Here is a 23,673-nt window from a genome sequence, read left to right on the forward strand (position 1 = left end):
TTGGTCAGATAGGAGAGAAACAGGAAAGAATTGAAATATTGGATTGGTATCATTTAATCGAAAACCTCTATAAAGTTGGCGGGTCATTCCAGCGGATTGATGAGGTAAAATGTTTTCTATGGAAGGGGGAAGTGGATGCTGCTATCTCCTGTTTTGAGGGATGGTCAGAGCCGCAAGTGGAGAATTTTATTATTTATTTGAACAAGCATAAACATCGAATTGTCAATTATGGTTATTTGCAGGCAGAGGGCATTTCGATTGGCTCTGGCTCTGTTGAATCAAAAATTAAACAAATTGCTCATCGTCTTAAAATTACTGGTGCAAGTTGGGAATCTGGTAATGTACCGCAAGTCCTTCGTCATCGCTCTGCCTATCTAAATGGTTGCCTTTTTTAACTTTTTTATTGAGTTCATTAAGCATTTCTACTTATTACAAAGGTGAGATGCTCCCTCTCGCAAGCTTTTTAAAGCCGTGGCATAGCAATCTAAAAATACTTGCTCCCAGTAGGGTTTTAAACTAGGAGAATCGCTCAAAAGTTCTTCTAGTTCCCGTTGACTGCGCCTCATAGTTTCTTGCCAACCTCGATAATCCTCAACGTAATCAGTATAGCAAAGTTTGAGGCAGTGTTCTAAGATGGTGGTTAACCGGTTGCGGAGTTCACGTTTTTGACTTCTGCCCAAACTTTCTATCTCCTCGATCAAGTTTTCCCAGTCAACTTGATCAAAGTTTTTTTGTTTTAACAGAGTGATTGTTTCGTTTAGCCAGCCAGCATAATCGTTTTGAATTAGCATAAAACCTCTGGATTTTATCAGTTTTAATTTAGATAAAAAATAACCAATTATTAATTACAATAAACTATCCATTAAAGTGAGAATTTCGGAGATATTTTCGCCACTAGAATTGTTTTTTAGATGGTTTTCTAAAAGTTCCTTGAGAGCAACCAGTTTCAGACTATTTTCCGCCAAAGTATTAGCGATCGCAGGAGCAGCCAGCAGATAACCCGTAGCGCCTAAATCCATTAAAGCAGAACGACGCAGCTGTAATTCTTCCCCTTGCAAGGCATTAATCAGAATATCGCCATAGTGGGGGTTAGCCGTGAGTTGATAGAGGGCGCGGGCAGCCGCATAACGCACTTTTTCGACGAAATGCTTTAAAAACGGTTCAATGAGGGGAATCGCTTCCGTCGCTTGCAGGGTTCCCAATGCCTCGATAATCGCTTCGTAGGGTTGGACTAAATGGGGTTTTCCCGCCACTAAAACGGCCACTTCGATGCCACCCTCTAATAGTTTCTTTAAAGGTGCGATCGCGCTTCGATCCTGAAGCATTTCCAATGCCTGGGCAGCCGATTCGCGCACATAATAATCTTCACAGTCGAGACAGGCAATCAAAGCGGGAAGACAACTGAGATCATCTAATTTCCCTAAAGCACTGGCGGCATTGCGTCGCAGGGGATAACCGCCATCGGGAGTGCGATCGCTTTCGTCCTCTAAAGCGGCAATTAAGGCCGAAATCGCCTCCGGTTGACGAACACGAAATCTACCCAACCACCAAGCGGCATAATAACGCGCCCCTAGGTCTTCTCTTTGCTGGATATTAGCGATCGCTTGTTCAACAGTATAGGCCGGATTGTCGACGGGAGGAGAGTAAGAATCGCTCATAGACAAGTGAAAATGGGTGTTGGGTGTTGGGGTGTTGGGTGTTGGGTGTGGGGTGTGGGGGGATGGGGAGAATAAATAAAACCTGTCTCCTGTCTCCTGTCTCCCGTCTCCTGTCTTCTGTCTCCTGACTCGGAGAATACTGATAACCGACTCAGTTTTTCATAGTTGCTGTGCCATTGCCAATACCAGAATAAATTAAACCCCGTTGAGCATCGAGACTAATGATCACCCCTTCGCGGATAATTTTCGTGGCATCTTTAACCCCGACAATCACAGGAATACCCAATTTTAAACCGATAGTAGCGGCGTGATTATTCATCGCGGTATCTTCGGTGATAATTCCGCCAGCTTTCCGCATCATATCCACATATTCGGCGCTGGTGGTGGGAACGACTAAAATCTCCCCGTTACTAAAACTGCCCACTTCTCGGGCATTATGGGCTACTCGCGCCCGGCCACTAGCTACACCCTGGCCGATACCCGTACCTTTGCCCAAAAGGGATTTTACCACTTCCACCTTAATTAAATCCGTGGAACCGGCCACCCCTTGCAGAGTTCCCGCCGTCATCACTACTAAGTCACCATCCGCGAGGAGGTTATTTTCCTGGGCGAGATTCATCGCCACTTGAAAAGTTTGGCTGGTGGAGGGTAAATCGAGCAATAACATCGGTTTTACGCCCCAAACTAGCTGTAACTGCTGTGCCACTTCCCGATGGGGAGTAACGGCTAAAATCGGGGTTTTTGGGCGAAATCGGGAGACATTACGGGCAGTAGAGCCGGTTTTTGTCAGGGTAATAATTGCCGCTGCCCCCAATTGTTCGGCAATTTGACTGACTGCCGAGGAAATAGCGTTAGGAATCGATTGTTTATTGTTAGAGCGAGCGGCACTATTGATCTGTTCCCGTTCGATCCTTTCGGCAATGCGGGCCATGGTTGCCACCGCTTCGATGGGATAATGACCCACAGCCGTTTCATTGGAAAGCATGACCGCATCAGTGCCATCTAAAATCGCATTAGCCACGTCCGAAACCTCGGCGCGGGTGGGACGAGGATTACTGGCCATACTGTCAAGCATTTGAGTGGCGGTGATAATCGGGATGCCTAGCTGATTAGCGGTATTAATCAGGCGTTTTTGCAGGATTGGCACGTCTTCGGCTGGTAATTCTACTCCTAAATCCCCCCTAGCCACCATAACACCATCACAGAGGGATAAAATTTCCTCCATTTCCTCGATCGCCTCGTGTTTTTCAATTTTAGCGATCACGGGGATAGATTTACCCGCACTGGCGATTAATTCTTTAATTTCGAGGATATCTTGGGGATTACGCACAAAACTAAGGGCGATCCAATCCACATCCCACAGCAGTCCGAACATTAAATCTTTTTTGTCCTTATCGGTTAAAGCTTTCACCGACAGATAGACGTTGGGAAAATTTACCCCTTTATTACTGGATAAGACACCCCCAACCACCACGCGACAGGACAGGTCTCCTTTCAAACGATCCACTGATTCCACCCGCATTTCGACTTTACCATCATCGAGGAGAATTCTCGAACCTTCTGGGACTTCTTGGGCCAGCGAGGGATAGCTAATGGAACTTATTTCCTGATTACATTCCACATCCCTAGAAGTAAGGATAAAGGGTTCCCCTGGTTTCAGGGTAATCGACCCACAGGCAAATTTACCTAAGCGAATTTTTGGCCCCTGTAGATCCTGAAGGATGCCAATGGGTTGATTGAGTTCAAAGGCTAACTGACGGATCAGATTAATGCTGTGACGATGGTAATCGTGATCGCCATGGGAAAAGTTTAATCTAAATGTCGTCGCCCCCGCCTTGATCATCTGACGTAATGTTTCCTTATTTTGCGAGGCTGGGCCAATCGTGGCCACAATTTTAGTGCGACGGGGGAAAGACAGAGAGTGCATAGATAAGCAACTAAATAGGCGAAGTAAATATAGCAGCGTTTGGGACGCTCCGATCATCTTCTCATAAATGGTTATATCCAGTGAAAAGTTAAAAGCAAAAAAACGGTGAGATCTATAAATCCCACCGTTCTTATTTACCAAGTCCGTCAACTCAGCTTAGAAACGGAAAGTTGTCCGGAGGACACCGACAAAAATGGTGTCGTTATTACGGTTGTTAGCATTGAAGATCGCATAGGCACCGGGGGTAATCAGGATGTTTTTGGTGACTGGGAACTTATACTGAGCTTCTACCATGTAAGAGGTGCTGCTTTCTTTATCGGAACGGGGCACTTGACCACCACCTAAAGAAAACGCCGCACCTTCGGCAAAGAGGTCGAGAACGGAGAGGTTAAGGTTCCAAGACCAGATACCAGTGTTATTGTCTCCGATCGCATCATTAACTCCCGTGGCCGAAGCATCGGCGTAACCAGCCCAGCCCGCTAGATTTAAGACTCCTGGGATAACTTGGGCGCTCGCCTGAAGACCGAAACGGTTAGCAGTAGTACCAACGTTACCGAAGGGACGCTCGGTGAGAGGGCTGCTGACGTTACCGAATAAACCAGAACTCATACTGGCTGCAGTTTGATAACTGTAAACGTAAACGAAGTTAATATCGGCAAATTTGATGAAGGAGAAACCAACCTGAGCACCCGCACTGTAGGAACCGTTAAATAAACCGCTACCAGGGTTAGGATTGCTGGCACCATTAGTCCCACCCTCGGCTAGGTAGGTTCCCGTAACTTGGAAAACATCGCCAATGTTGAATCTGACCCCAGCACCAACACCGGAAGGACCACGGAAAACGATGTTATTGTAGCGTTGACCGCGGGATAAAGCACCTGTACCGCTATCGGCGAGGAAGGGGTTAGCAGTGATGAAAACGTCATCTAGGTTTAACTGGTTAGCACCAACCCAAACGGTGATGTTACCGAAGGGAGTGCCGATGGGAGCGCGGTAGAACAAGTCATCGATGGTTATGTCATTGTCCCGGCCATCATCGTATGCCAGACGGGTCATGTTGGTTCTCGTCGGACCGTTTTGGTTGAAAGTGGTGTTAAAGTTACCCGCTTGTAAACGGGTTCTCAACAAATCTTTACCGGTGAAGCTGGTTTCAAAGTTGAGTCGTACCCGATTATTAAATACTGTTTGAGTCTGATCTTGATTGCTGCCATCAGTCACCGTACCGTTGGTATTGGTAATGGAAGCTTGACCCCCCCAGCTATCGGCGATACTGAAGATGACCTCGCCTCTGAGTTTGGTGGTGGTAGAAAATTGATTGTTTTCCAAGAAAGCAACGCGCTGTTCAAGGTTATCTACTCTAGCTCCTAAAGCCGCTAGTTCGGTCTCAAATTCTTGAACAAGACGTTTTAATTTATCGATATCTTCTCTGAGTACCCCGACACCATCTTGAATTAAACGTTCCATGACGTTTAAACAAGCGTTTAAACCTGCGGCAAATTCCCAACGAGTGGTGGCACGATCACCGCGGAAGGTACGGTCGGGAAAACCCACGATACAACCGTAACGTTCCACAAGACTTCTTAATGCCTCGTAGGCCCAAGCGGTGGGAGATACGTCCCGCAGTTGGTTAACGCTAGTCACCTGGGACATGGAACCCTGATAAACACCCGTATTAATCTGCTGACTATTTTGGGCGCGTTGAATGCGATCAAGTTGTTGTTGCGCTACTGGATCAACCTTGAGTTGAGGTGTACCAGGCATAGTTTGAGCCACTGCGCTGCCAGCAGCCGCTACGGAAGCACCTAATACTAAAGGAGTTACCTTTACTAAATTCTTGAATAGTTTTGACATGGGTCAATCCTCACACCTTATTTTATGGATTGAGTGGACTATGAATACAAACAGACTATATATTTTAGCCTGGATCATACTCACATTCTATGCTAATTCCCTCTTGCCTAGGTTAAGTTAATTTTATCATATGACAGAAAAATTTCTGTCTGATCTTACTTAGATTGGTACTTACGCACTTTACCAATTCACCATCAGCTGCATCAATGAAAATCCCTCCTTTCAGACTTTTGGCGATTAACTTCCCAACGATAGCGATCGCTAAAAAGTGATCAAGAAATCACGTTAAAATGCCCGAAACCCACATATCACATTTATTTAATCCTGTCAATAGGCAAAACCTAAAGATTTTGTTAAAATCTCAGCCGTCAGCCTTTTCAGTTATCAGTTATCAGCTTCTGAAGGCAAGAGGCAACAGGCAACAGGCAAAAGACAGAATCTGACAATTCTCCTACCTAAAAAGAAGGTTAGAAACTAAGCACATCAAAGCTTTTAGCTTAACCAATCAGGCCTTAGATTCGTCCCTTGTTATCAGTGATCAGTTTTCAGTTCACTGATTACTGATTACTGTTTACTGTTTACTGATCACTGATAAAATCTCCCCACTCCCCTAACAATAGTTGTGTGAACGAGGGTGGTTAATATATTGCTAGACTTTGGGGTTAGAATATAGCTCGATGCCTAGAGTTAAAAACAGCAAGATTGCTGCTGAAAGCTGACGGCTAATAGCTCACCGCTATAGATAAAGACTCGATTCTTGAATTTAAGCACCGAGAAGGGAGATAAAGATGGTCAATTTTGGGCTGAATTCGGCCAGTATCTTGGGAATTTTTCTGGCAGTGGCCGGAGCTGGGTTATACTTCCTGCGCTCGGTGCGGCCGGAACTTTCCAGGGATCATGATATATTTTTTGCCGCCGTTGGTTTACTGTGCGGTTTGATTCTACTTTTTCAAGGGTGGCGACTGGATCCGATTTTGCAATTCGGACAATTTTTGCTGACCGGGGCAGCGGTGTTTTTTGCCTTCGAGACGGTAAAATTGCGGGGTTTAACCACGGAACAGGCCCGCCGCGGCACGTCTTTTGTGGATGAACGTCCTGTGAGTCGGGAATATCGGGCCGAATTAGAACCCCTCGACACCTACGAACCGGAGGAACGTTACGAAGATAATCCCCGTTTACGCGGTTACGATGATCCCCGCTCTTCCCGCACTTCTAGTTATCAGGACGAGGAACCCCGCAGCACCCGCACCCGTCGGCCGGCCGATCCTAGCAGTCGCAAAACGGCTAATCGTCGTCCCCGCAATAGTTCCCCCACTAGCGATCGAGATGTTTATGATCAGCGCCGTAGCGGTGATGATTGGGAAGAAACCAGTCCCCGTCCCCGTCGTCGTCCCGCTAGTGAAGAGACGAGCAGTAAACCGCCCCGCACTAGCCAAAAACGTCGTCCTCGCCCAATAATTGAGGATGATCCGCCATTTAAAGGGGAATACGTCGATTATCAACCGATCGATCCTAACGATACGAGCGATCGAGAAGATTGGGAGAGACCGGATAATAGTGAACGGGAGTCGAGTAATGATAATCCGACTAGGTTTGATTATTAAGGAGTAGGTCCGATGACCAAAGCTCCCTTTTTACTGTTTATCTGCTTGTTTTTAGGGGTTATAGGCGGTTGTAATCTCAATAACCCCGGTTTCTCTACAGGAACCCTAAATAGTCGCTATAATGACGAAAAACCTGCCCTGAGCGGTGATGGTCGTTGGCTTGCTTTGCTGTCTAATCGCCGCGGTAGTAATCAGATGCTGCTTTATGATTTGCAGACAAAACAATACCAGGCCCTAGGGGGATTATATACGGGTCAAGAAATTACCGATAGCCCCAGTTTAAGCCAAACGGGGCGTTATCTGGCTTATGTGGTGATTATTGAGGGTCGTCCCGTCATCGCTTTATATGACCGCATTACCGATCGTTCTGAGTTATTGAGTCAAAATTATCGCGGTTGGTTGCGAAATCCCCGTCTTAGTCCCGATGGTCGTTATCTTGTCTTTGAGTCCGCTCGTCGGGGACAATGGGATGTGGAGGTTCTTGATCGCGGTCCGAATATCGAGTTAGATATTGCCGATGGCAGTCCCGTTGACAGTCCCAAACCGTGAAACGTTATTTTTTTATTAGTCTTGTTGCTGTAATTAGTTTGTTAACTGGATGTGCGGGTTATCCCAGTTTATTGTCTTTTCCTTTCGATCGAGGGGGGAGAACTTTAAACAGTGCTGCTAGTGAATTAACTCCCTATCTTGCCTCTCGCTATCTCGTTTTTGCGTCCGATCGCAATGGTTCCCAAGCTATCTATCTTTTTGATGCCATCGATCGCCGTTTACTGCCTTTACCCGGACTAAATTCTCTCGATCAGATCGCTTCTAGTCCTTCCATTAGTGAAGATGGTCGTTATATCGTTTTTACTGCTAGTCGTCAGGGAAAAACGGCTATTTATCTGTACGATCGACAAACTCAACAGAGAAGGGAAATTGCTCCCGATCTGCTCGCGGAAGTACGCAATCCGATCATCAGTGCCGATGGTTCTAAAGTGGCTTTTGAAGCGGCAAAAAATGGGCAATGGGATATTATGATTTACGATCTATCCGGACGGGTATTAGTCAATGAAAATCAGTGATCATTAGACCTCTTATAAAAATCAAAAATTGTTGTTAGGGTTAGGAGTCAGTAGCCAGTAGCCGGTCGTCAGGAGAATTAAGAATGAATAATAATCAACTGAATGGTCTATTTAAGGATTTTGTGCAATTTAATCCTTATTTTTGCCGTTTTTGAAACCTCAAAAACTATCTTAAACCCATAGCTTTTAGTCGATGTTCTAGAAATTGTTTTCCCTGTTTTTCCCCGTCAGCAATCAGACGCTGGATATTGGCAGGAGAGCGATCGAGTTTACTTTCGTAGTTGAGACTATGGGCTAATTCCGCCGACATTTCGATCATGGGAATATGGTAATCCTGATCGGGATCTTCCGGGAAAGATTTAGGAATTTTTAATGGTTCTGTTAATCCGATCTCGCTCAAAAATTCCTCTTTAAAGGCTCCTTTGAGAAATAATTGATTGAGAAAGTCAATCTGATCGAGACCTTGAAATAGGGAAACATTGCCTTCTAATTCATTACGGCGATCAGCAATATCATCGGATTGCACGGGGATCTTATCTCTAGAGGTGGGATTAATTTTAATTACCCAAATTTCATCGGGAATATTTTCGATTCCAACAAATTCACGGCGAATTAAAGAACGGATGGGGGGATTATCGGAAAATAGTCCATCCCAGTAGGCCATAGTTTCAATGGTGACGGCAGGAAAAATGTTAGGAACACAGGCAGAAGCTAGGATATGTTCAATTTTAACCGCTTCCTCGCGCGAGTTAAATTTACTTAATTTTCCTGTCAGGACATTACAGGCCCCCATTAATAAAATTGGTGGTTCTGGTTTAGCTCCCCAAGTGGCTAATTCCGAGAAATCAATATGCGCTCTTAGTAACTGATCAAAGTTGGTAAAGCGACCGCGTAAACCGTAGGTAGCTAGGGAAAATAAGGTTTTAGTAATTGGAGAGGAAGGACTGAGATTATACTGGGGAATTAATCCTTTGCTGGCTAATTCTAGAGCTTTAATAGCTGAGTCATTAAATAGCTTTTCTTGGGGAGTTTGAGTGCTATTATCTTCCCAAAAATCAATCATTCTTTTCCAAACGACGCTATCACCTTTTTTGAGAGCATACCAGGTGAAAAATGCACAGATAGCACCGCCAGAAGTACCACTGAGACTGACAATATTAAAGTAATCTTGCACTTTATTGTCAAATAATGCTTTCAAGGCACCGGCAGTAAAAGCAGTTTGACTACCACCTCCCTGACAAGCGATCGCAATTTTGGCTTTCATAAATATCCTTTGAATGGCTTCTATCTAAGTCTTAGGGCTTTAATTTAAGGTTAATTGAAAACCTAGAATCAGAGCCAAAAATATAGAAATTTTTCTGATTTTCAGAAGAGCTGCTCGGTAGATGTTGCCATCACTTCTAGAAAAGGATAGGATTTCAAGGGAATTGTCTAGGTAATTAGCTGAAGCCATCAGCCTGCGGCTATATCCAAGCGATAATAACTAGAAAAATGGAAAAACTGATAACTGATAACTGATAACTGATAGATTAAATCACCGTCCCGTCGGGAATAGTGGCATTTTTGAAAATAACCACGATGCCGCTGCGAACATAGAAACCTAAATCTTCGCGATTAGCTTCTTCCACACGATCCTTGTTAACAATTAAAACATTGGCACCAATGCGAGCATTTTTGTCCACAATTGCCCGACGAATAGTGGAACCGGGGCCGATACCCATGGGAACTTTGCCATCTCGGACGAGACTTTCCCGTTCGGGGAAAGACTCATAAAAGTCCGATCCCATCAGCATTGTATCCTCGATCGTGCAGTCTTTGCCGACTCGACTACGAATACCTAAAATCGAGTGATGGATGCGACATTCTTTGAGAATACAACCTTCAGAAATCATCGATTCTGTCACCGTACAATTGAGCATTTTTGTGGGTGGCAGATAGCGAGAACGGGTATAGATGGGGGCTTTTTCATCGTAGAAACTAAAGGCGGGATTGGGTTGTTGGGTCAAGGCGAGATTAGACTCATAAAAGGCTTCAATCGTCCCGATATCTTCCCAGTAACCCTTAAATAAATAAGCCTGAAGATTGTAGTCTTTAGCCGCCGAGGGAATAATTTCCTTGCCGAAATCGGTCTGTTCTTTATTGGCATCGAGCAGATCGATTAAAACATTCTTTTTAAAGACATAAATTCCCATGGAAGCGATGTAGGGACTTTGACGGGCCTGGTCGGGACTTAAGCCTAAAATCGTCGTATCTACCCGCATTCTTTCCAATTCTGCCCCTTTGGGTTTCTCATAAAAATCGACAATTCGCCCCGAATCATTAATTTTCATCACCCCAAAAGCGGAGGCCCGACGTTCATCGATGGGAACCACCGATAAAGTGATATCGGCGTTAGTTTCCCGATGGCGTTCGATGAACTTGCTGTAGTCCATGCGATAGAGATGATCTCCCGAGAGAATTAGATATTCATCGATATCCCAATCCTTCATCGTCCAGATGTATTGTCGTACCGCGTCGGCCGTGCCTTGGAACCATTGAGGATTTTCCATGGTTTGTTGAGCGGCCAAAACTTCCACGAAACCATCACTAAAACCCGTAAAATTATAGGTACGATTGAGGTGACGATTGAGGGAAGCGGAATTAAATTGCGTCAACACATAGATTTTGTCAATCTGGGAGTTAATACAATTGCTGACGGGAATATCGATTAAGCGATATTTTCCCGCTAGGGGGACGGCAGGTTTTGCCCGCAGTTTCGTTAACGGATAAAGGCGAGTTCCAGCCCCGCCACCTAAGATAATAGCTAATACTTTTTTCACGCGCGTAACCCTCGCGATTGGCTGTTTCCTTCTCAAAGTAAGTGTAGGATGATAGCGCACCTTATTGATAGAGGGGAAACAAAAATCTAGATCTAAAAGTCATCAAGAGGGAATTGATCGGAGTCTTTGCGGATAAATTCGCTAAAATCATGAATTTTTGGGCTAAATCATTAATATTCACCTTTTTTATCCCTTTACCGTACCTAATGCCCGCCACGGTGACAGGCGATCGCTGTTCTTGGTTAGCCCAAGGTTCCGATGTACAGACTTTCGGTAAACAGGGACAAAGCGGAAAAGCTGGCAAGGTCGGCGGCCAAGGCAAAAATAGTGACAGTTTAACCCTTTTTCTCGATGGTTCTCCCCTAAAACTCGATATTTCAGGACAAAAAGGGGTCGATGGTGAAAATGGCAGCAATGGCAGCGATGGCAACTGTAGCGGTCAACCGGGCAACGTAACCAGAAATCTCCAGGCGGCCGGTGGTGGTAACGGTGGCAATGGGGGTGATGGGGGTGATGGGGGCAATGGCGGCGCTTTAACCCTCTATGCCACTAATTTAGATTTTTTAAGACAAGTAACGGTCAATGCAGCCGGAGGCGCTGGGGGTTTTGGGGGTCAGGGAGGCCAGGGGGGCAAGGGTTGTCGCTGTTCCCAACCCTTCTGGACAATTCAAACCTGCAGCGGTAGGCCGGGTGATGCCAATTATAGCTGTACCACCAGAGAATTTAGCTGTCAGGATGGTCTCGATGGGGCGACGGGTAATAGTGGTCGTAACGGTCGCGAGGGTCGTTTAGGACAGTTAACTTTAATTCAAATCGATCGCCCTTTAACTGCCGATCAACCGAGCGCAACTGTTCCCCTTTCGGAGTTAAAAGAACGGGGTTATATTCTATCTAAAAATAGTTGGGAAACTCGCACCGGGGCAGTGTCTTTATTTGCCCCCGGTTCCCTGATCGATGATCAATATCGGATTTTAGTAGATCGATCGGAACGTTCTTTTATTTTAATTTGGAATGCCCCCCAAGAGTTTAACCGGTTTACTAATCAGCGTTTTACTTTAACCCTCGATGATCAAAAGGAAATGAAGGTAACTGTCCCCAGTGACCTCTGGATCGAGGGAACCACTCAAAAACGCAATAATGTTACGGAATTTGTCGTTTATAATGCTGTTTTTGAACGAGATGTCACCCAATTAGAAGCAAAAGGTATTACAGGAAATGGTACTGATTTAAGGCTTTTTCTCGAAGATAAAGCTTCCCAATCGAATTTAATCGGCACTAAATTTAAAGTGCGTTATCGCGTCACTCGTTGGCAAGCAGACGACCTGCAAACCAGTCCCAGAACTGATTTTGTCACTCGCTATGAAGGAGATATGCCCGCTAATTTGATCCGACAGGAGGGTAATCAATTTATTCTCGATATCGGTCAATTACCCTTACCTGTGGAATCTTTGCGATCGGGTACGGGGATAGAAATTGAGTTACTTGCTACTCGTTCTTTTGCCGGTTATTCCAAAGAACAAAAACTCGTCATTCGCGACACGATTAAAGGGGCAAATATCCCACGGAGGTAAGTCAAAAAAGCTCCCTTGTCCTTTCTCCGGCGCAGTCTTAACGAGTAATTTAGATAGTCAACTTAAGTAGCTGGTTATAATTAAATTAAAAATAGATTTTAGGTTCGATCCCCCCTTAGTCCTAGGGTTGATTCATAGTAGGGTTGATTCATGAATCAACCCTACCCTTAGTCCCCCCTTGATAAGGGTGGTGTCTGATAATTTTTAACGCCTACCTACTTACCAAAAGGCTCTAAAATATGTTGAGAGGAAGACCGGTTCTTCTCTGGGGAAACCAGGAGAATGTCCCGATCAGCGATCAATGGCTACCCTGAAGGAGAAAATCAAGGGAAAGATGGGCAATATTTTAAGTGTGGCGCCGATGATGGATTATACCGATCGCCATTTTCGCTATTTTTGGCGACAAATTAGCCGTCGTCCCCTTCTCTACACGGAAATGATCACGACGATGGCGATTCAACACGGCGATCGCTATAAGTTGCTGGGGTTTTCCCTAGCAGAAAAACCTCTCGCTTTGCAGTTAGGGGGTGATAATCCCTATCTTTTGGCAGAATGCGCTAAAATAGCCGAAGATATGGGTTATGACGAGGTAAATCTCAATGTGGGTTGTCCTAGTTCTCGGGTAAAAGAGGGCAATTTCGGCGCTTGTTTGATGGCTAACCCGGAATTAGTCGCGAGGGGAATATCGGCAATGAATCAAGCTGTATCGATTCCCGTGACTGTAAAACAGAGAATTGGCATTGATCATCAGGATAGTTACGAAAATATGGCGAATTTTGTCCGTATTGTCGCAGATGCCGGTTGTCAACGTTTTACCATCCATGCGCGGAAAGCTTGGTTACAGGGATTAAGTCCCAAGGAAAATCGCACCGTTCCCCCCCTGCGTTACGATGATGTTTATCGCCTAAAAAATCAGTTTCCCCATTTGTTTATTGAAATTAACGGCGGTATCATTAATTTAGAACAGGCTAGACAACATTTACAATTAGTAGATGCGGTCATGATCGGTCGGGCAGCCTACGATAATCCCTATTTATTTGCCACAGTCGATCGAGATTTTTATGGGGAATCGGTTACTCCTCCTACCCGGGAAGAAGTAATCAAAAAAATGCTTCCCTACATCGATGAATGGGTGAGTAAAGGTTATAAATTACACCAGATCAGCAAACATCTTTTACAGCTTTTTGCCGGTCAGCCCGGAACTAAGGGCTGGAAGCGTTATATTAGTGAAAATAGCCATTTTCCTGGGGCCGATTCCGGGGTAATCTGGCAAGCTTTAGAGCAGGTAAACTCCCTAAATGATCTAGCTAATCTGTCAGCTTCCCATTGATTTATTTTCTTTTCTATGATTACCCAATCCTCAATTACTGCCGGGGTAAAAAATTCAGCTATGGCGGATTTTGTTTATCAACCTCCCCGGGCAGCTATCACAGCTAAACGTATTTTAATTAAACCTAATTTAGGTTATCCTGTGCCACCACCGGTAACGGTTAGTCTGCCGGTATTAAGTCAAGTTTTGCGGGGATTGAGAGGGGTAAATCCAGGGGCAGAAATTATCTTATTAGAGGGAGTATGTTCGGCTATTTCTTTGAGAGAAATTATCGATATTTTGGGAGTAAAATCTATTCTCGATCCTGGAATAACTATTCTTGATGCTGATAGTTTACCCCAGCAAGAATATCCGAATCTTTCCCCTTTTCCTGTCCGTTTTCCCTCGATGTTTGCCCCTAAAATTATCGAAGAAGTGGATTGTCGGATCACGATTGGAACCTTAAAACGCACCCATTTAAAGGATAAACCCCTGATTTCTGCTTCTTTAAAAAATCTCTATGGACTCTTTCCCCGTAGTCATTATAAAGCCCGTAGTCCCAACTCGCGGGGGCAATTACATCGCCCCTCCGTACCGCTAATTTTACAGGATGTTTATTTTTGTATCGGTCATCTTTTTGATGGGGCAGTGGTGGACGCTAATCTTAAATATTTTAGTAGCAATTGGCGACCGGATCGAGGAAAATCTATTCCTCTCGGTCAAGTGTTTTGGGGTGATGATATGATTAGCGTGGACCGCAGTGCTTGTCTGTTAGGTGATGAACCAATGCCAAGTTATTTAGATGCGATCGATTTGCTTCGTTCTCAACTTTTAAACGGAACCAATTAGGGTTAAAAAAGTTTCTTGGTGGGGTTAGGAGTCGGTCGCCGGTCGTCGGGAGGGGAAGTCAGAATAACAGAATGACCTCGCGCAATCCTGTTTAAAAAATATACAGGAGAGTGGGGATCACCGGAGCGGGGGGAACAATGCATAACTGGGTTTTTACGGAAGGGAGCGAGGTAGCGTTTGGCATTCTCAAAGATTAACCATTGTCGGTTAAAGCAACTGCTCTTTAGGTTGCCCAAAACCCCCCCTCGGTGAGGATGTCAAGCGTCTATCCAGATGCTGCCGTCTTCGATGCGAAGGGGATAAACGGGTAAAGCTTGGGGTTGAGAAACTGCCGCCATCGCTTTGTTAACCACAGGGGGCCAGGTAATCCAGTCTTTGACAGCACCACTACAGAGATCAAAAGAACTACGATGCCAGGGACAAACGATCGCGCCGTCTTCGGTAATTTTGCCCTTCGTCATCGATAATTTTAAATGAGGACAACGATTACCGACGGCGTGGAATTGACCGTTATTGTTAATCAACAGAATGGAATTTTCCCCCACTTTTACCACTTGACGGGCGCCGGGGGCAAGGGAATCTACAGATAATACTTTTGTCCAACTCATATTTTTATTTAACTAAGGGAGAGATCGAGAATCGTTTCGGGGTAATTTTGGGCAATAATATCCTGTTTAGCCCATTGTTGGTAATCTTGCAACAATTGACTCATTAAACGCTGTTTAATCCGCAATAAAACCCCTTTTAAGAGACTATTACCGGCGATTTCTAACAGCGGACGCGGGGTTAACCATAATGGCGGTGGTAGGGCGACTTTCACCTCAAGATTGGCTTTTCCCGCTAGATAGGTTTGATTATTTTTTTCCACAGGAGCGAGTTTGCCTTTAACATTGAGGCTAAAGCGATCGTTGATATAATCAATACCTTTGATCTGACAGTCTTCTGATTGCAAAAATATCGTCCCCTCAGAGGTAGCCCAGACATTAAGAATAACCGTGGGCTGAAAATAGTACATATTCAAGAAGTTTAGGGGACGCATTTTTAGGCGAAACCTATTCTCAGACAAGTGTTCTGTTAAGCTAGTCTCAACGATAGCCTGTACTAATCTTTGCGGTTGGCGCAGATAATGCTGAATCGGGATGGTTTGTTCAGCAACAACAATTTCTAGGGATTCGGCAGCGGTAAAAGTTACTTCCATACGTTGGTTATCTTAAATTTGTCTCCCTTCTTAATTTTACTTTACAAAACTTATGCTTTTCGACAGTCCAGATGTAGAAATTTTACCGCTAAGAGGGGACACAAACCAGATTTTTGCCCAAAGTTGGGCTTTTTTCAGTGATCAGTGATCAGTGGGGGGTTTTAAGTCAACAGTGGGGGGGAGCGGGTTTTTCAAGTTGGATTGGGAGTTAATCATGCTATTAAAAACCGATTCAGTATAACGGTTAAGTTAGACCGTCTTCACCGATAACTTTGGCTGAGTCATAACGCTTCAATCGTAACGCGCCTACCTTCCACTGCCTCAATCTGAAGTTTAAAGCCATACAAAAGACCCATCCCCACTAACGGCTCTGCATCAGAAGCTGCCACATCAATAATCTGCTCTTGACCATCCCAGATCACAGAAGCTTTGTATATTTCAAAAACGACTTCGCTCCCATCGCCTAATGTGCCAATATCTCGATAGTGCCAAGGCAAACCAATATCTGTGATGACAGAAAGCGGTAAAGACAAAAAGCTGGTGAATCCAGTGTCAATGATAGCATCGAGTGCTATTTTCGGTGAGCCGATACGACCGACTGCAACTTTGATGATTGCTTCACAATTATTATTGACCACACCGAACATCATACTGGCTTTCTCTGGCTGCGACTGCCAAAACGGAAGACGGCTCTATGTCCAATCCGAATCACCCAAGGTTGAGCATCAGGGACACGCTCATAGAGATGATCGGTAGCAGTAATCGTATCGTCGGCAAGCTCAAACGCTCCAGTTTCGATGTCGAGCGCCACAATTCTCCCGTGATTTCCCTCCTCCACTTGAGAACGTACCTGAGATTGATAAATCTCATTACCACGTCGAGCGAATTCTTCTTTGCTGTAGCGGGGTTGTCGAACTGTCATTGGCTTGACCCTGGGGCAACTTTTGCCCCTCTATTTTAACCTAAACATCGGAAATCTTCGCTAACATTCCCCAACTGGGTCCACAAGAGCGGCATCGCACCTAAACCCACAACTTCAATCAATGAGCATGGTGCGTTCCTCAAAAATCGATCAGTGGAGCAGTGGGAGCCACATTAGGGAACGCACCCTACAAGATCGGCGATCGCACTCTGTGCTTTTTTGGACAGCAATGGTTGAAACCCTTGCCACACCTACAAGGTAATCCTAATTAAGACGGGTAAATTAGTCAATTTCACCAGCAATGATGATCTTTTTTTTGTGTAGTTTTATTGCAAAAAAAAAGTTTTTTTGACAAAAAGCACAAAGTGTGATATGAACCGAACGTATTTCTGGCTGCCAGTAGTTATTGCAGAGTGGGAGTTGGGGAGAAGGGAGAAGAGCAAAGAGAGAAGGGAGTGGGGGAATTATGAATTGGGGAGATGGGTGATGGGGAGATGGGAAGTGTCGTGAAGTTAAGTCCAAAAGATCAACAGGCTCTACAATGATAACAAGTGAGACCTCCAAGTAAGGAAAAATGATTATAATGAAGCCGATAGACCTAATTAAAGTCTTGATTGCCGACGATCACGAGCTAACTTGTTTAGTAATCAAGACTTTAATTTCCCAGCAGCCGCATTGTCAGGTGGTGGGAATTGCTGTTAATGGTCAACAGGCTATGGCATTGGCGAAAATTTATCAACCAGATGTAATTATTTTAGATGTACGGATGCCTGTCTTAAATGGACACAGCGCCGCTATTCAGATCAAACAATTCGACCCTTATCGCCTATAGTTCCTTGCCAAAGCTTCCAATGGAAAAAAATAATCAAAGTACAGCTTTTGACTTATACTGCTCTAAAGATATATCTTCCCAAGCTCTGATCAAAGCGATCGATTACTTGGGAAAATTAGCACAATCGGACAAACATCAATCCCGTCGAGTCGGATAGTTAACTAAGTTTTTCTTCAGGAAAAGTTGCTTGAAACTCATCGAGTAATTCATCCAACTCCTCAAGAGCTTGATTAACATCTAATCTCAGGCCGCCAATGTCGGGTTTATCGCGCAATTGCAGTAAATAATCCCGTTTATTGGCCATTTGTTGCACTTTATCGATCAAGCTGGTTTTATCCATAATTCACCCTCTGGTACTGACTGCGATTATATATCAGTCAGCCCCTATCAGTGGCTCTCCTGCAAAAATCAAAAATCTTCCCTTAGGTGAGGAGACAGAAAACCCTGAGACAGGAGGATAAAAAAAGACAAGAGACAAGCACCCTATCTATAAAAACCACATTTTGAACCGATAGCAGCTCGATAACCTAACTTCTGTAGCAGATATACTGATAACTAATAACTGATTTTCCTATGTTCCCTGTAGATTTTCACCGCTCAGAAATAACTACCGTTGCCGATCCTATTTATCTAGAAATCTTTAAAAATCTCTATCAATTTATTGCCGAACAAATGGGGATTACTCTCCAAAATACGGCAGCAAGTGTCAATATTAAAGAGCGTCTAGACTTCTCCTGTGCTATCTTTGATGAGGGGGGAAATTTAATCGCTAATGCTCCTCATATTCCCGTCCATTTAGGCTCTATGGCCGATAGTGTTAAAAGCTTAATTCAGGATAAGGGGGAGACGATTCGTCCAGGGAATGTTTATCTAGCTAATAATCCTTATAATGGCGGTACTCACCTGCCAGATGTCACAGTAATTAGTCCTATTTTTGACCGCCAAAATCAGGAAATATTATTTTATCTTGCCTCCCGGGGACATCAAGCTGATATCGGTGGCATTACCCCCGGTTCTATGCCTCCCCACTCTGTCCATATTAGCGAAGAAGGAATTTTATTCGATAATTTTTTGCTGGTAGCGGCGGGACAGTTTCGGGAACAAGAATTAATTAATCACTTAACTAATAGTCCTTTTCCTGCACGCAATATCGCCCAAAATATTGCCGATTTTCAGGCACAAATAGCCGCTAATGCCAAGGGGGAAAGAGAATTACATAATATGGTTGAGCGCTACGGATTAGCTATGGTTAAAGCCTATCAACAGTTTGTTCAAGATAATGCGGAATTAGCGGTTAGAAAAGCTATATCTGTCCTGAAAGATGGTGAATTTACTTATTATCTGGATAACGGTGCTGTCATCAAGGTCAGAATTAGCATAGATATTGATAATTGTCAAGCAACCATTGATTTTACTGGCACATCTGACCAGTTAAATAATAATTTTAATGCACCCCTAGCAGTGACAAGAGCGGCGGTTTTATACGTTTTTCGTACCCTTGTGGAGGAGGCAATCCCTTTAAATGCTGGCTGTTTCAAACCCCTCCATTTAATTATCCCGTCTGGCTGTTTTCTTAATCCCGTTTATCCAGCGGCCGTAGTAGCAGGAAATGTAGAAACTTCCCAGGCAATAGTTAATACTTTATACGGTGCTTTAGGCATTCAGGCAGCCAGCCAAGGGACGATGAATAATTTCACTTTTGGCAATCAAGAATATCAATATTATGAGACTATTTGTGGCGGTTCTGGTGCGGGAGCAAATTTTGCGGGAACTGCTGCCGTACAAACCCAGATGACTAATTCCCGTCTCACCGATCCGGAAGTATTAGAAATGCGCTATCCTGTGTTAGTAGAAAGTTTTAGCATTCGCCACGATAGTGGCGGCAGGGGACAATATTCTGGAGGTGATGGTGTGATTAGAAGAATTAAATTTCAAGAGGCTATGACTGCTAATATTTTATCGGGTAATCGCCAGATTCCCCCCTTTGGACTAGCGGGAGGAAAAGCAGGTAGAATAGGACGTAATGCCGTGGAAAGAAACGATGGAACTATTGAAGAATTGCCCGGTACAGCGACTGTAGAAATGAACCCTGGTGATATTTTTATTATTGAAACCCCCGGCGGTGGTGGCTATGGAAATCGCTGAACGATAACTTTAATTTTAATTAAGTACCTAAGCAAAATTAAGTAAGTGGTTATAATTAAATTAAAGATGGATCCCCCCTTAATCCCCCCTTAATAAGGGGGGTGTCTGACGATTTACTTATTAATTCATGACAATTATCTTAGCGATCGAAACCAGTTGCGATGAAACGGCTGTGGCTATTGTTAACAATAACCGTGTGTTGAGTAGTGTGGTTTCTTCTCAAATTGATCTCCACCGTCTCTATGGCGGTGTTGTGCCGGAAATGGCCTCCCGACAACACCTAGAAACCATTAATTTTTGTCTAGAAAAAGCTTGGCAAGAAACGGGGTTAAATTGGTCAGAAATTGATGGAATAGCCGCCACAGTTGCCCCCGGTTTAGTAGGTGCTTTAATGGTGGGAATGACGGCGGCTAAAACCCTGGCTATTGTCCACGATAAACCCTTTATCGGCATTCATCATCTCGAAGGTCATATCTATGCTTCCTATCTCGCTGAATCTGATCTTAAACCTCCTTTTTTATCTCTTTTAGTCTCTGGGGGTCATACCAGTTTAATCCATGTGCAGGCCTGCGGCAAATATCAACAATTAGGAACCACTAGAGATGATGCAGCCGGAGAAGCTTTTGATAAAGTGGCACGATTATTAAACTTAAGTTATCCCGGAGGTCCGATAATTGATCGCATGGCTAAAGATGGTAATCCCCAAGCTTTTCCCTTACCGGAAGGTAAAATATCTTTACCAACCGGCGGTTTTCATGCCTACGATTCCAGTTTTAGCGGTTTAAAAACTGCTGTTTTGCGCTTAGTAGAGAAATTCGAGCCAGATAATTTACCCGTAGCTGATATAGCCGCTAGTTTTCAAGATACGGTAGCCAGAAGTTTAACCCGTCGGACCATCAATTGTGCCTTAGATTATGGCTTAAAAACTATCGCGATCGGGGGAGGAGTGGCTGCTAATAGTGCCTTAAGAAATCATCTGGAAACTGCCGCCAAAAATCATGATTTAACCGTCTATTTTCCGCCGCTTAAACTCTGTACCGATAACGCCGCTATGATTGCTCGCGCTGCCGTTGATCATTATGATCTTGGTCATTTTTCTGACCTTTCTCTCGGTGTTCGTTCCCGTTTACCTTTAAGCGAAGTTATGCAATTATATAATACGTCAGATTTTTAGCTATCAGCCGTCAGTATTTAGAATTGAGGAGATTGCTTTTATCTATTCTCCCCATCTCCCCACCCCACTTCATAATGTTTGGCTTTTTAAATCTCAATAAACCCCCCGATTGGACTTCTCACGATTGTGTGGCCAAAGTCCGAAAAATTCTTAAGACAAAACGAGTCGGCCATGGCGGAACTTTAGATCCTATGGCCACGGGAGTTTTACCGATCGCCGTCGGGGCTGCCACCCGATTACTGCCCTATTTACCCGAAAATAAGGCCTATCGGGCAAAAATCCAGTTAGGACTCAGCACCGATACCGATGATATTACTGGGAAAGCGATCGCCACTTGTCCCTGGCCCGATTTAACTTTAGAGGCGGTTAAGCCCCATTTAGCGGAATTTATTGGCAATATTGCCCAAATTCCGCCGATGTATAGTGCTATTCACAAGGATGGTCGCCGTCTCTACGAATTGGCGCGCAAAGGGGAAATAATCGCAGTGGAGCCTCGTCAGGTCAAAATTGACCAAATTACGGTTTTAGGCTGGTTAGAGGGCGAATTTCCGCAAATAGAGCTAGATATTCACTGTGGATCGGGGACTTATATCCGTTCCCTGGCCAGAGATTTGGGCAAGGTGTTAGCTGTCGGTGGCACTTTAGCCAGTTTAACGCGCACGGAAAGCTGTGGTTTTCAGTTAGCCGATAGTATTAATCTCGAAGCTTTAAGGGCTAATTCCGAGGGTTTAATTTCACCTCGCATTGCCTTGGCGCATCTAGACTGGATTTCTTTGACGTCAGAGAGAGTTATCGATTGGTTTCACGGCAGAAAAATTAATCTCACCGATGCAAATGTTATGATTGGTTCTCTGGTTGCCGTCGAGTCTTTAGAAGCTCAATTTCTCGGCATTGCTGAGATAGTTGTCAGAGAAGATGAATACTACCTACAGCCTAAAATAGTTATTCAGCAATAGGGTTAATAATTAGGGTCTGCTGAAAAAGTTTTTCGTGGGGACAGGGTGTGGGGTGTGGGGTGTGGGGTGTGGGGAGAATAAATAAAATAATCTCCTATCTCCTGACTCCTGACGACCGACTAGGCTCTTCTCGACTGTGTGTGATAATTTTTGCTTATGAAATCGTGAAATGTTTACTGGGAAAGACTTTTAGGACTATTTTGTTAAATAAACTATCAGTATAGACCTCATTTCCACACAGAAACCAGAAGAGCCCCGACTACTGACTCCTAACCCTAAAAACAGTTTTTGATTTTTACAAGAGGTCTAGTATAAACCCACTGATTATGATTTTTTCTGGCCACGACTTTTTTAGAAGCGACCAAAGATTTTAGACAAAGATTGAGCATAGAAACGGGACGATTTAAGCGCTCACTCAATTCTTGAACTGTGATTCCTTGAGGATAAAATTGCATAAGTTCAAAAATTTGTGCGCTAGTATTTAGTCCTTTTGTCGGACTAATAATCTTGATAGCCAAGGCTAGTAATCGGGAGAAACGACAGGCCATTAGACCATTGTTTGTCGCTGCTTTGTTCCGATCGATCTAGCCTTTTTTTTGAGAAGTTATCAGGGTTTAAAGTGCTAATAAAACCTAGACGGAAATAGAGATTAATTTGTTCCCATAATCTCTTGAATAGCAGATAAAAGGCGATCAATCTCCCCATCGGTCCCGATAGAAATCCGCACATAATTCTGAATGCGAGGATGTTTAAAGTATCGCACTAATATCTGACGCTCTTTGAGTTGATTATATAACTCACTGGCACTAATGTTGGGGGGAGAAGCGAGGATAAAATTAGCTTCCGAGTCAAAAACAATGAATCCCAACTCGCGCAAAGAAGTAATTAAACGGCCGCGGGTTTGACGGACTTTTTGCCAAACTTCCTCAAAATAATTATGGTGTTTTAAAGCTGCTGTGGCTAAAGTTTGAGCGATGCGATCTAAATTATAGGAATCACGCACCTTATCCATCTGTTCGATAATGGCCCCGGAAGCAAAACCGAAACCGACTCTTAACCCCGCTAAACTATAACTTTTCGACATAGTGCGACTAATGATGACATTATCGTAACGGGAGAGAAAATCGAGATGATTGTCATCACTAAAATCCACATAAGCTTCATCAATTAATACCACTCCCGACGCATTAGCACAGGTTGCTTCTAAATAGTCGCGATCAAGATGTTTACCGAGGGGAGGATTAGGGGAAGCCAGAAAAATTAATTTAGCTTCCGGACAAATAATCGGTCCTTCTAATGCAAATTTATCATTAGTGGGAAATTCGATAATATTTGCCCCGTGTACCCGGGCAATTGTCTCGTAAAGGGAATAGGTTAAATCTAAAAAAGCGACGCTTTCGCAAGGGTTAACAAAAGTTCGCAGGGCGATATTGAGGATATCATCGGAGCCATTACCCGCGATTATCTGATCGGCTGCTATGCCGTATAATTCCGCCGCCGTTTGCCGTAACTCTTTGGAGATAGGATCGGGATAGAGTCGGACTTTCTCTAATTGCTCTGGCAGGTGGGCAAAAATTTCCGCCGGTGGGGGATAGGGATTCTCATTGGTGTTAAGTTTGGTAAATCCCGCGCTTTGGGGCTGTTCTCCCGGAGTGTAGGCGGGGGTTTGACGAACACAATCGCGTGTAGGTAGCATGGACTCTCTGGGGCGGCAATTTCTAGCAAGCTTTCTATTGTAACAAATCCTCGCCGATGATCGGGGGTTGAATAGATGTCAACCCCTACCGGTAAAAC

The 23,673-nt window shown here is 44.2% G+C and carries 23 protein-coding genes and 2 pseudogenes; 12 read left to right on the forward strand and 13 right to left on the reverse strand.

The window, feature by feature from the left end; all coding sequences use genetic code 11:
- A pseudogene (locus tag H6G48_RS23625) lies at window positions 1–395 on the forward strand (ISKra4 family transposase); the annotation flags it as partial.
- Window positions 396–437: 42 nt separating this feature from the next.
- Here H6G48_RS23625 and H6G48_RS23630 read toward each other — a convergent pair.
- From H6G48_RS23630 to H6G48_RS23645, 4 genes and pseudogenes are all read right to left on the reverse strand, one after another.
- A pseudogene (locus tag H6G48_RS23630) lies at window positions 438–791 on the reverse strand (DUF29 domain-containing protein); the annotation flags it as partial.
- Between the two features lie 54 nt (window positions 792–845).
- Window positions 846–1,658, reverse strand: coding sequence for a HEAT repeat domain-containing protein (locus H6G48_RS23635; protein WP_190723542.1), 813 nt, complete (start codon window positions 1,656–1,658; stop codon window positions 846–848).
- A gap of 151 nt (window positions 1,659–1,809) precedes the next feature.
- Window positions 1,810–3,585 (reverse strand): pyruvate kinase, encoded by a 1,776-nt coding sequence (gene pyk / locus H6G48_RS23640; protein ID WP_190723621.1) that lies wholly within the window; start codon window positions 3,583–3,585, stop codon window positions 1,810–1,812.
- Between the two features lie 156 nt (window positions 3,586–3,741).
- Window positions 3,742–5,436, reverse strand: coding sequence for an iron uptake porin (locus H6G48_RS23645; protein ID WP_190723544.1), 1,695 nt, complete (start codon window positions 5,434–5,436; stop codon window positions 3,742–3,744).
- 788 nt (window positions 5,437–6,224) lie between these two features.
- Between H6G48_RS23645 and H6G48_RS23650 the strand changes: the two genes are divergently transcribed.
- The 3 genes from H6G48_RS23650 to H6G48_RS23660 are packed head-to-tail and all read left to right on the forward strand — an operon-like array spanning window position 6,225 to window position 8,104.
- Window positions 6,225–7,040, forward strand: a complete 816-nt coding sequence (locus H6G48_RS23650; protein ID WP_190723547.1) for a Ycf66 family protein — start codon at window positions 6,225–6,227, stop codon at window positions 7,038–7,040.
- Window positions 7,041–7,052: 12 nt separating this feature from the next.
- Window positions 7,053–7,589, forward strand: a complete 537-nt coding sequence (locus H6G48_RS23655) for a TolB family protein (protein ID WP_190723549.1) — start codon at window positions 7,053–7,055, stop codon at window positions 7,587–7,589.
- Window positions 7,586–8,104: a TolB family protein gene (locus H6G48_RS23660; RefSeq protein WP_002761947.1), complete on the forward strand. Its 519-nt coding sequence runs from the start codon at window positions 7,586–7,588 to the stop codon at window positions 8,102–8,104. The genes H6G48_RS23655 and H6G48_RS23660 overlap by 4 nt, the downstream gene beginning before the upstream one ends.
- 166 nt (window positions 8,105–8,270) lie before the next feature.
- On the opposite strand, the gene H6G48_RS23665 is transcribed toward H6G48_RS23660, so the two are convergent.
- Window positions 8,271–9,368: a patatin-like phospholipase family protein gene (locus H6G48_RS23665; protein WP_190723551.1), complete on the reverse strand. Its 1,098-nt coding sequence runs from the start codon at window positions 9,366–9,368 to the stop codon at window positions 8,271–8,273.
- A gap of 265 nt (window positions 9,369–9,633) precedes the next feature.
- Window positions 9,634–10,923 carry a glucose-1-phosphate adenylyltransferase gene (locus H6G48_RS23670; protein ID WP_061432804.1) on the reverse strand — a complete coding sequence of 430 codons (1,290 nt, stop codon included), beginning with the start codon at window positions 10,921–10,923 and terminating at the stop codon, window positions 9,634–9,636.
- A gap of 206 nt (window positions 10,924–11,129) precedes the next feature.
- Here H6G48_RS23670 and H6G48_RS23675 point away from each other — a divergent pair, with 206 nt between their 5' ends.
- The 3 genes from H6G48_RS23675 to H6G48_RS23685 all read left to right on the forward strand — a co-directional run bounded on the left by H6G48_RS23675 (window position 11,130) and on the right by H6G48_RS23685 (window position 14,652).
- A complete protein-coding gene (locus H6G48_RS23675) occupies window positions 11,130–12,494 on the forward strand; it encodes a collagen-like protein (protein WP_190723622.1) in 1,365 nt (454 codons plus the stop codon).
- Between the two features lie 334 nt (window positions 12,495–12,828).
- Complete coding sequence (dusA, locus tag H6G48_RS23680; RefSeq protein ID WP_190723623.1) at window positions 12,829–13,824, forward strand: tRNA dihydrouridine(20/20a) synthase DusA; 996 nt, start codon at window positions 12,829–12,831, stop codon at window positions 13,822–13,824.
- A 15-nt stretch (window positions 13,825–13,839) separates the two neighbouring features.
- Entirely contained in the window at window positions 13,840–14,652 is an 813-nt protein-coding gene (locus H6G48_RS23685; RefSeq protein ID WP_190723552.1) for a DUF362 domain-containing protein, read from the forward strand.
- 257 nt (window positions 14,653–14,909) lie between these two features.
- On the opposite strand, the gene H6G48_RS23690 is transcribed toward H6G48_RS23685, so the two are convergent.
- The 4 genes from H6G48_RS23690 to H6G48_RS23705 all read right to left on the reverse strand — a co-directional run bounded on the left by H6G48_RS23690 (window position 14,910) and on the right by H6G48_RS23705 (window position 16,772).
- Entirely contained in the window at window positions 14,910–15,260 is a 351-nt protein-coding gene (locus H6G48_RS23690) for a Rieske (2Fe-2S) protein (RefSeq protein WP_002731942.1), read from the reverse strand.
- Between the two features lie 8 nt (window positions 15,261–15,268).
- Complete coding sequence (locus H6G48_RS23695) at window positions 15,269–15,850, reverse strand: DUF1997 domain-containing protein (protein WP_149106723.1); 582 nt, start codon at window positions 15,848–15,850, stop codon at window positions 15,269–15,271.
- A gap of 281 nt (window positions 15,851–16,131) precedes the next feature.
- Window positions 16,132–16,500 (reverse strand): clan AA aspartic protease, encoded by a 369-nt coding sequence (locus H6G48_RS23700; RefSeq protein WP_190723554.1) that lies wholly within the window; start codon window positions 16,498–16,500, stop codon window positions 16,132–16,134.
- Window positions 16,497–16,772 carry a hypothetical protein gene (locus H6G48_RS23705; protein ID WP_190723556.1) on the reverse strand — a complete coding sequence of 92 codons (276 nt, stop codon included), beginning with the start codon at window positions 16,770–16,772 and terminating at the stop codon, window positions 16,497–16,499. The genes H6G48_RS23700 and H6G48_RS23705 overlap by 4 nt, the downstream gene beginning before the upstream one ends.
- A gap of 583 nt (window positions 16,773–17,355) precedes the next feature.
- Between H6G48_RS23705 and H6G48_RS26660 the strand changes: the two genes are divergently transcribed.
- Both H6G48_RS26660 and H6G48_RS26665 read left to right on the forward strand, forming a co-directional pair.
- A complete protein-coding gene (locus tag H6G48_RS26660) occupies window positions 17,356–17,604 on the forward strand; it encodes a response regulator transcription factor (protein WP_242034756.1) in 249 nt (82 codons plus the stop codon).
- Between the two features lie 19 nt (window positions 17,605–17,623).
- A complete protein-coding gene (locus tag H6G48_RS26665) occupies window positions 17,624–17,761 on the forward strand; it encodes a hypothetical protein (RefSeq protein WP_242034757.1) in 138 nt (45 codons plus the stop codon).
- Here H6G48_RS26665 and H6G48_RS23715 read toward each other — a convergent pair whose 3' ends face one another.
- Window positions 17,762–17,944 (reverse strand): hypothetical protein, encoded by a 183-nt coding sequence (locus H6G48_RS23715; protein ID WP_002763844.1) that lies wholly within the window; start codon window positions 17,942–17,944, stop codon window positions 17,762–17,764. It lies immediately after the preceding gene.
- A 233-nt stretch (window positions 17,945–18,177) separates the two neighbouring features.
- On the opposite strand from H6G48_RS23715, the gene H6G48_RS23720 reads away from it, so the two are divergent.
- The 3 genes from H6G48_RS23720 (at window position 18,178) to truB (ending at window position 21,879) form a co-directional block, all read left to right on the forward strand.
- Window positions 18,178–19,749: a hydantoinase B/oxoprolinase family protein gene (locus H6G48_RS23720; protein ID WP_190723558.1), complete on the forward strand. Its 1,572-nt coding sequence runs from the start codon at window positions 18,178–18,180 to the stop codon at window positions 19,747–19,749.
- Between the two features lie 127 nt (window positions 19,750–19,876).
- Window positions 19,877–20,923, forward strand: a complete 1,047-nt coding sequence (tsaD, locus tag H6G48_RS23725; RefSeq protein ID WP_190723560.1) for a tRNA (adenosine(37)-N6)-threonylcarbamoyltransferase complex transferase subunit TsaD — start codon at window positions 19,877–19,879, stop codon at window positions 20,921–20,923.
- Window positions 20,924–20,997: 74 nt separating this feature from the next.
- Window positions 20,998–21,879, forward strand: coding sequence for a tRNA pseudouridine(55) synthase TruB (gene truB, locus H6G48_RS23730; protein ID WP_190723563.1), 882 nt, complete (start codon window positions 20,998–21,000; stop codon window positions 21,877–21,879).
- A 275-nt stretch (window positions 21,880–22,154) separates the two neighbouring features.
- Here the strand turns inward: truB and H6G48_RS23735 are convergent, their stop codons facing one another.
- Both H6G48_RS23735 and hisC read right to left on the reverse strand, forming a co-directional pair.
- Window positions 22,155–22,427, reverse strand: coding sequence for a winged helix-turn-helix domain-containing protein (locus tag H6G48_RS23735; RefSeq protein ID WP_190723565.1), 273 nt, complete (start codon window positions 22,425–22,427; stop codon window positions 22,155–22,157).
- Window positions 22,428–22,528: 101 nt separating this feature from the next.
- On the reverse strand, window positions 22,529–23,575 hold the full coding sequence (gene hisC, locus H6G48_RS23740; protein ID WP_190723567.1) for a histidinol-phosphate transaminase: 1,047 nt from the start codon (window positions 23,573–23,575) through the stop codon (window positions 22,529–22,531).
- Between the last annotated feature and the right edge of the window lie 98 nt (window positions 23,576–23,673).

Origin of the sequence: Microcystis flos-aquae FACHB-1344 (assembly GCF_014698375.1) — a bacterium.
In the GTDB taxonomy this organism is placed as follows: domain Bacteria; phylum Cyanobacteriota; class Cyanobacteriia; order Cyanobacteriales; family Microcystaceae; genus Microcystis; species Microcystis aeruginosa.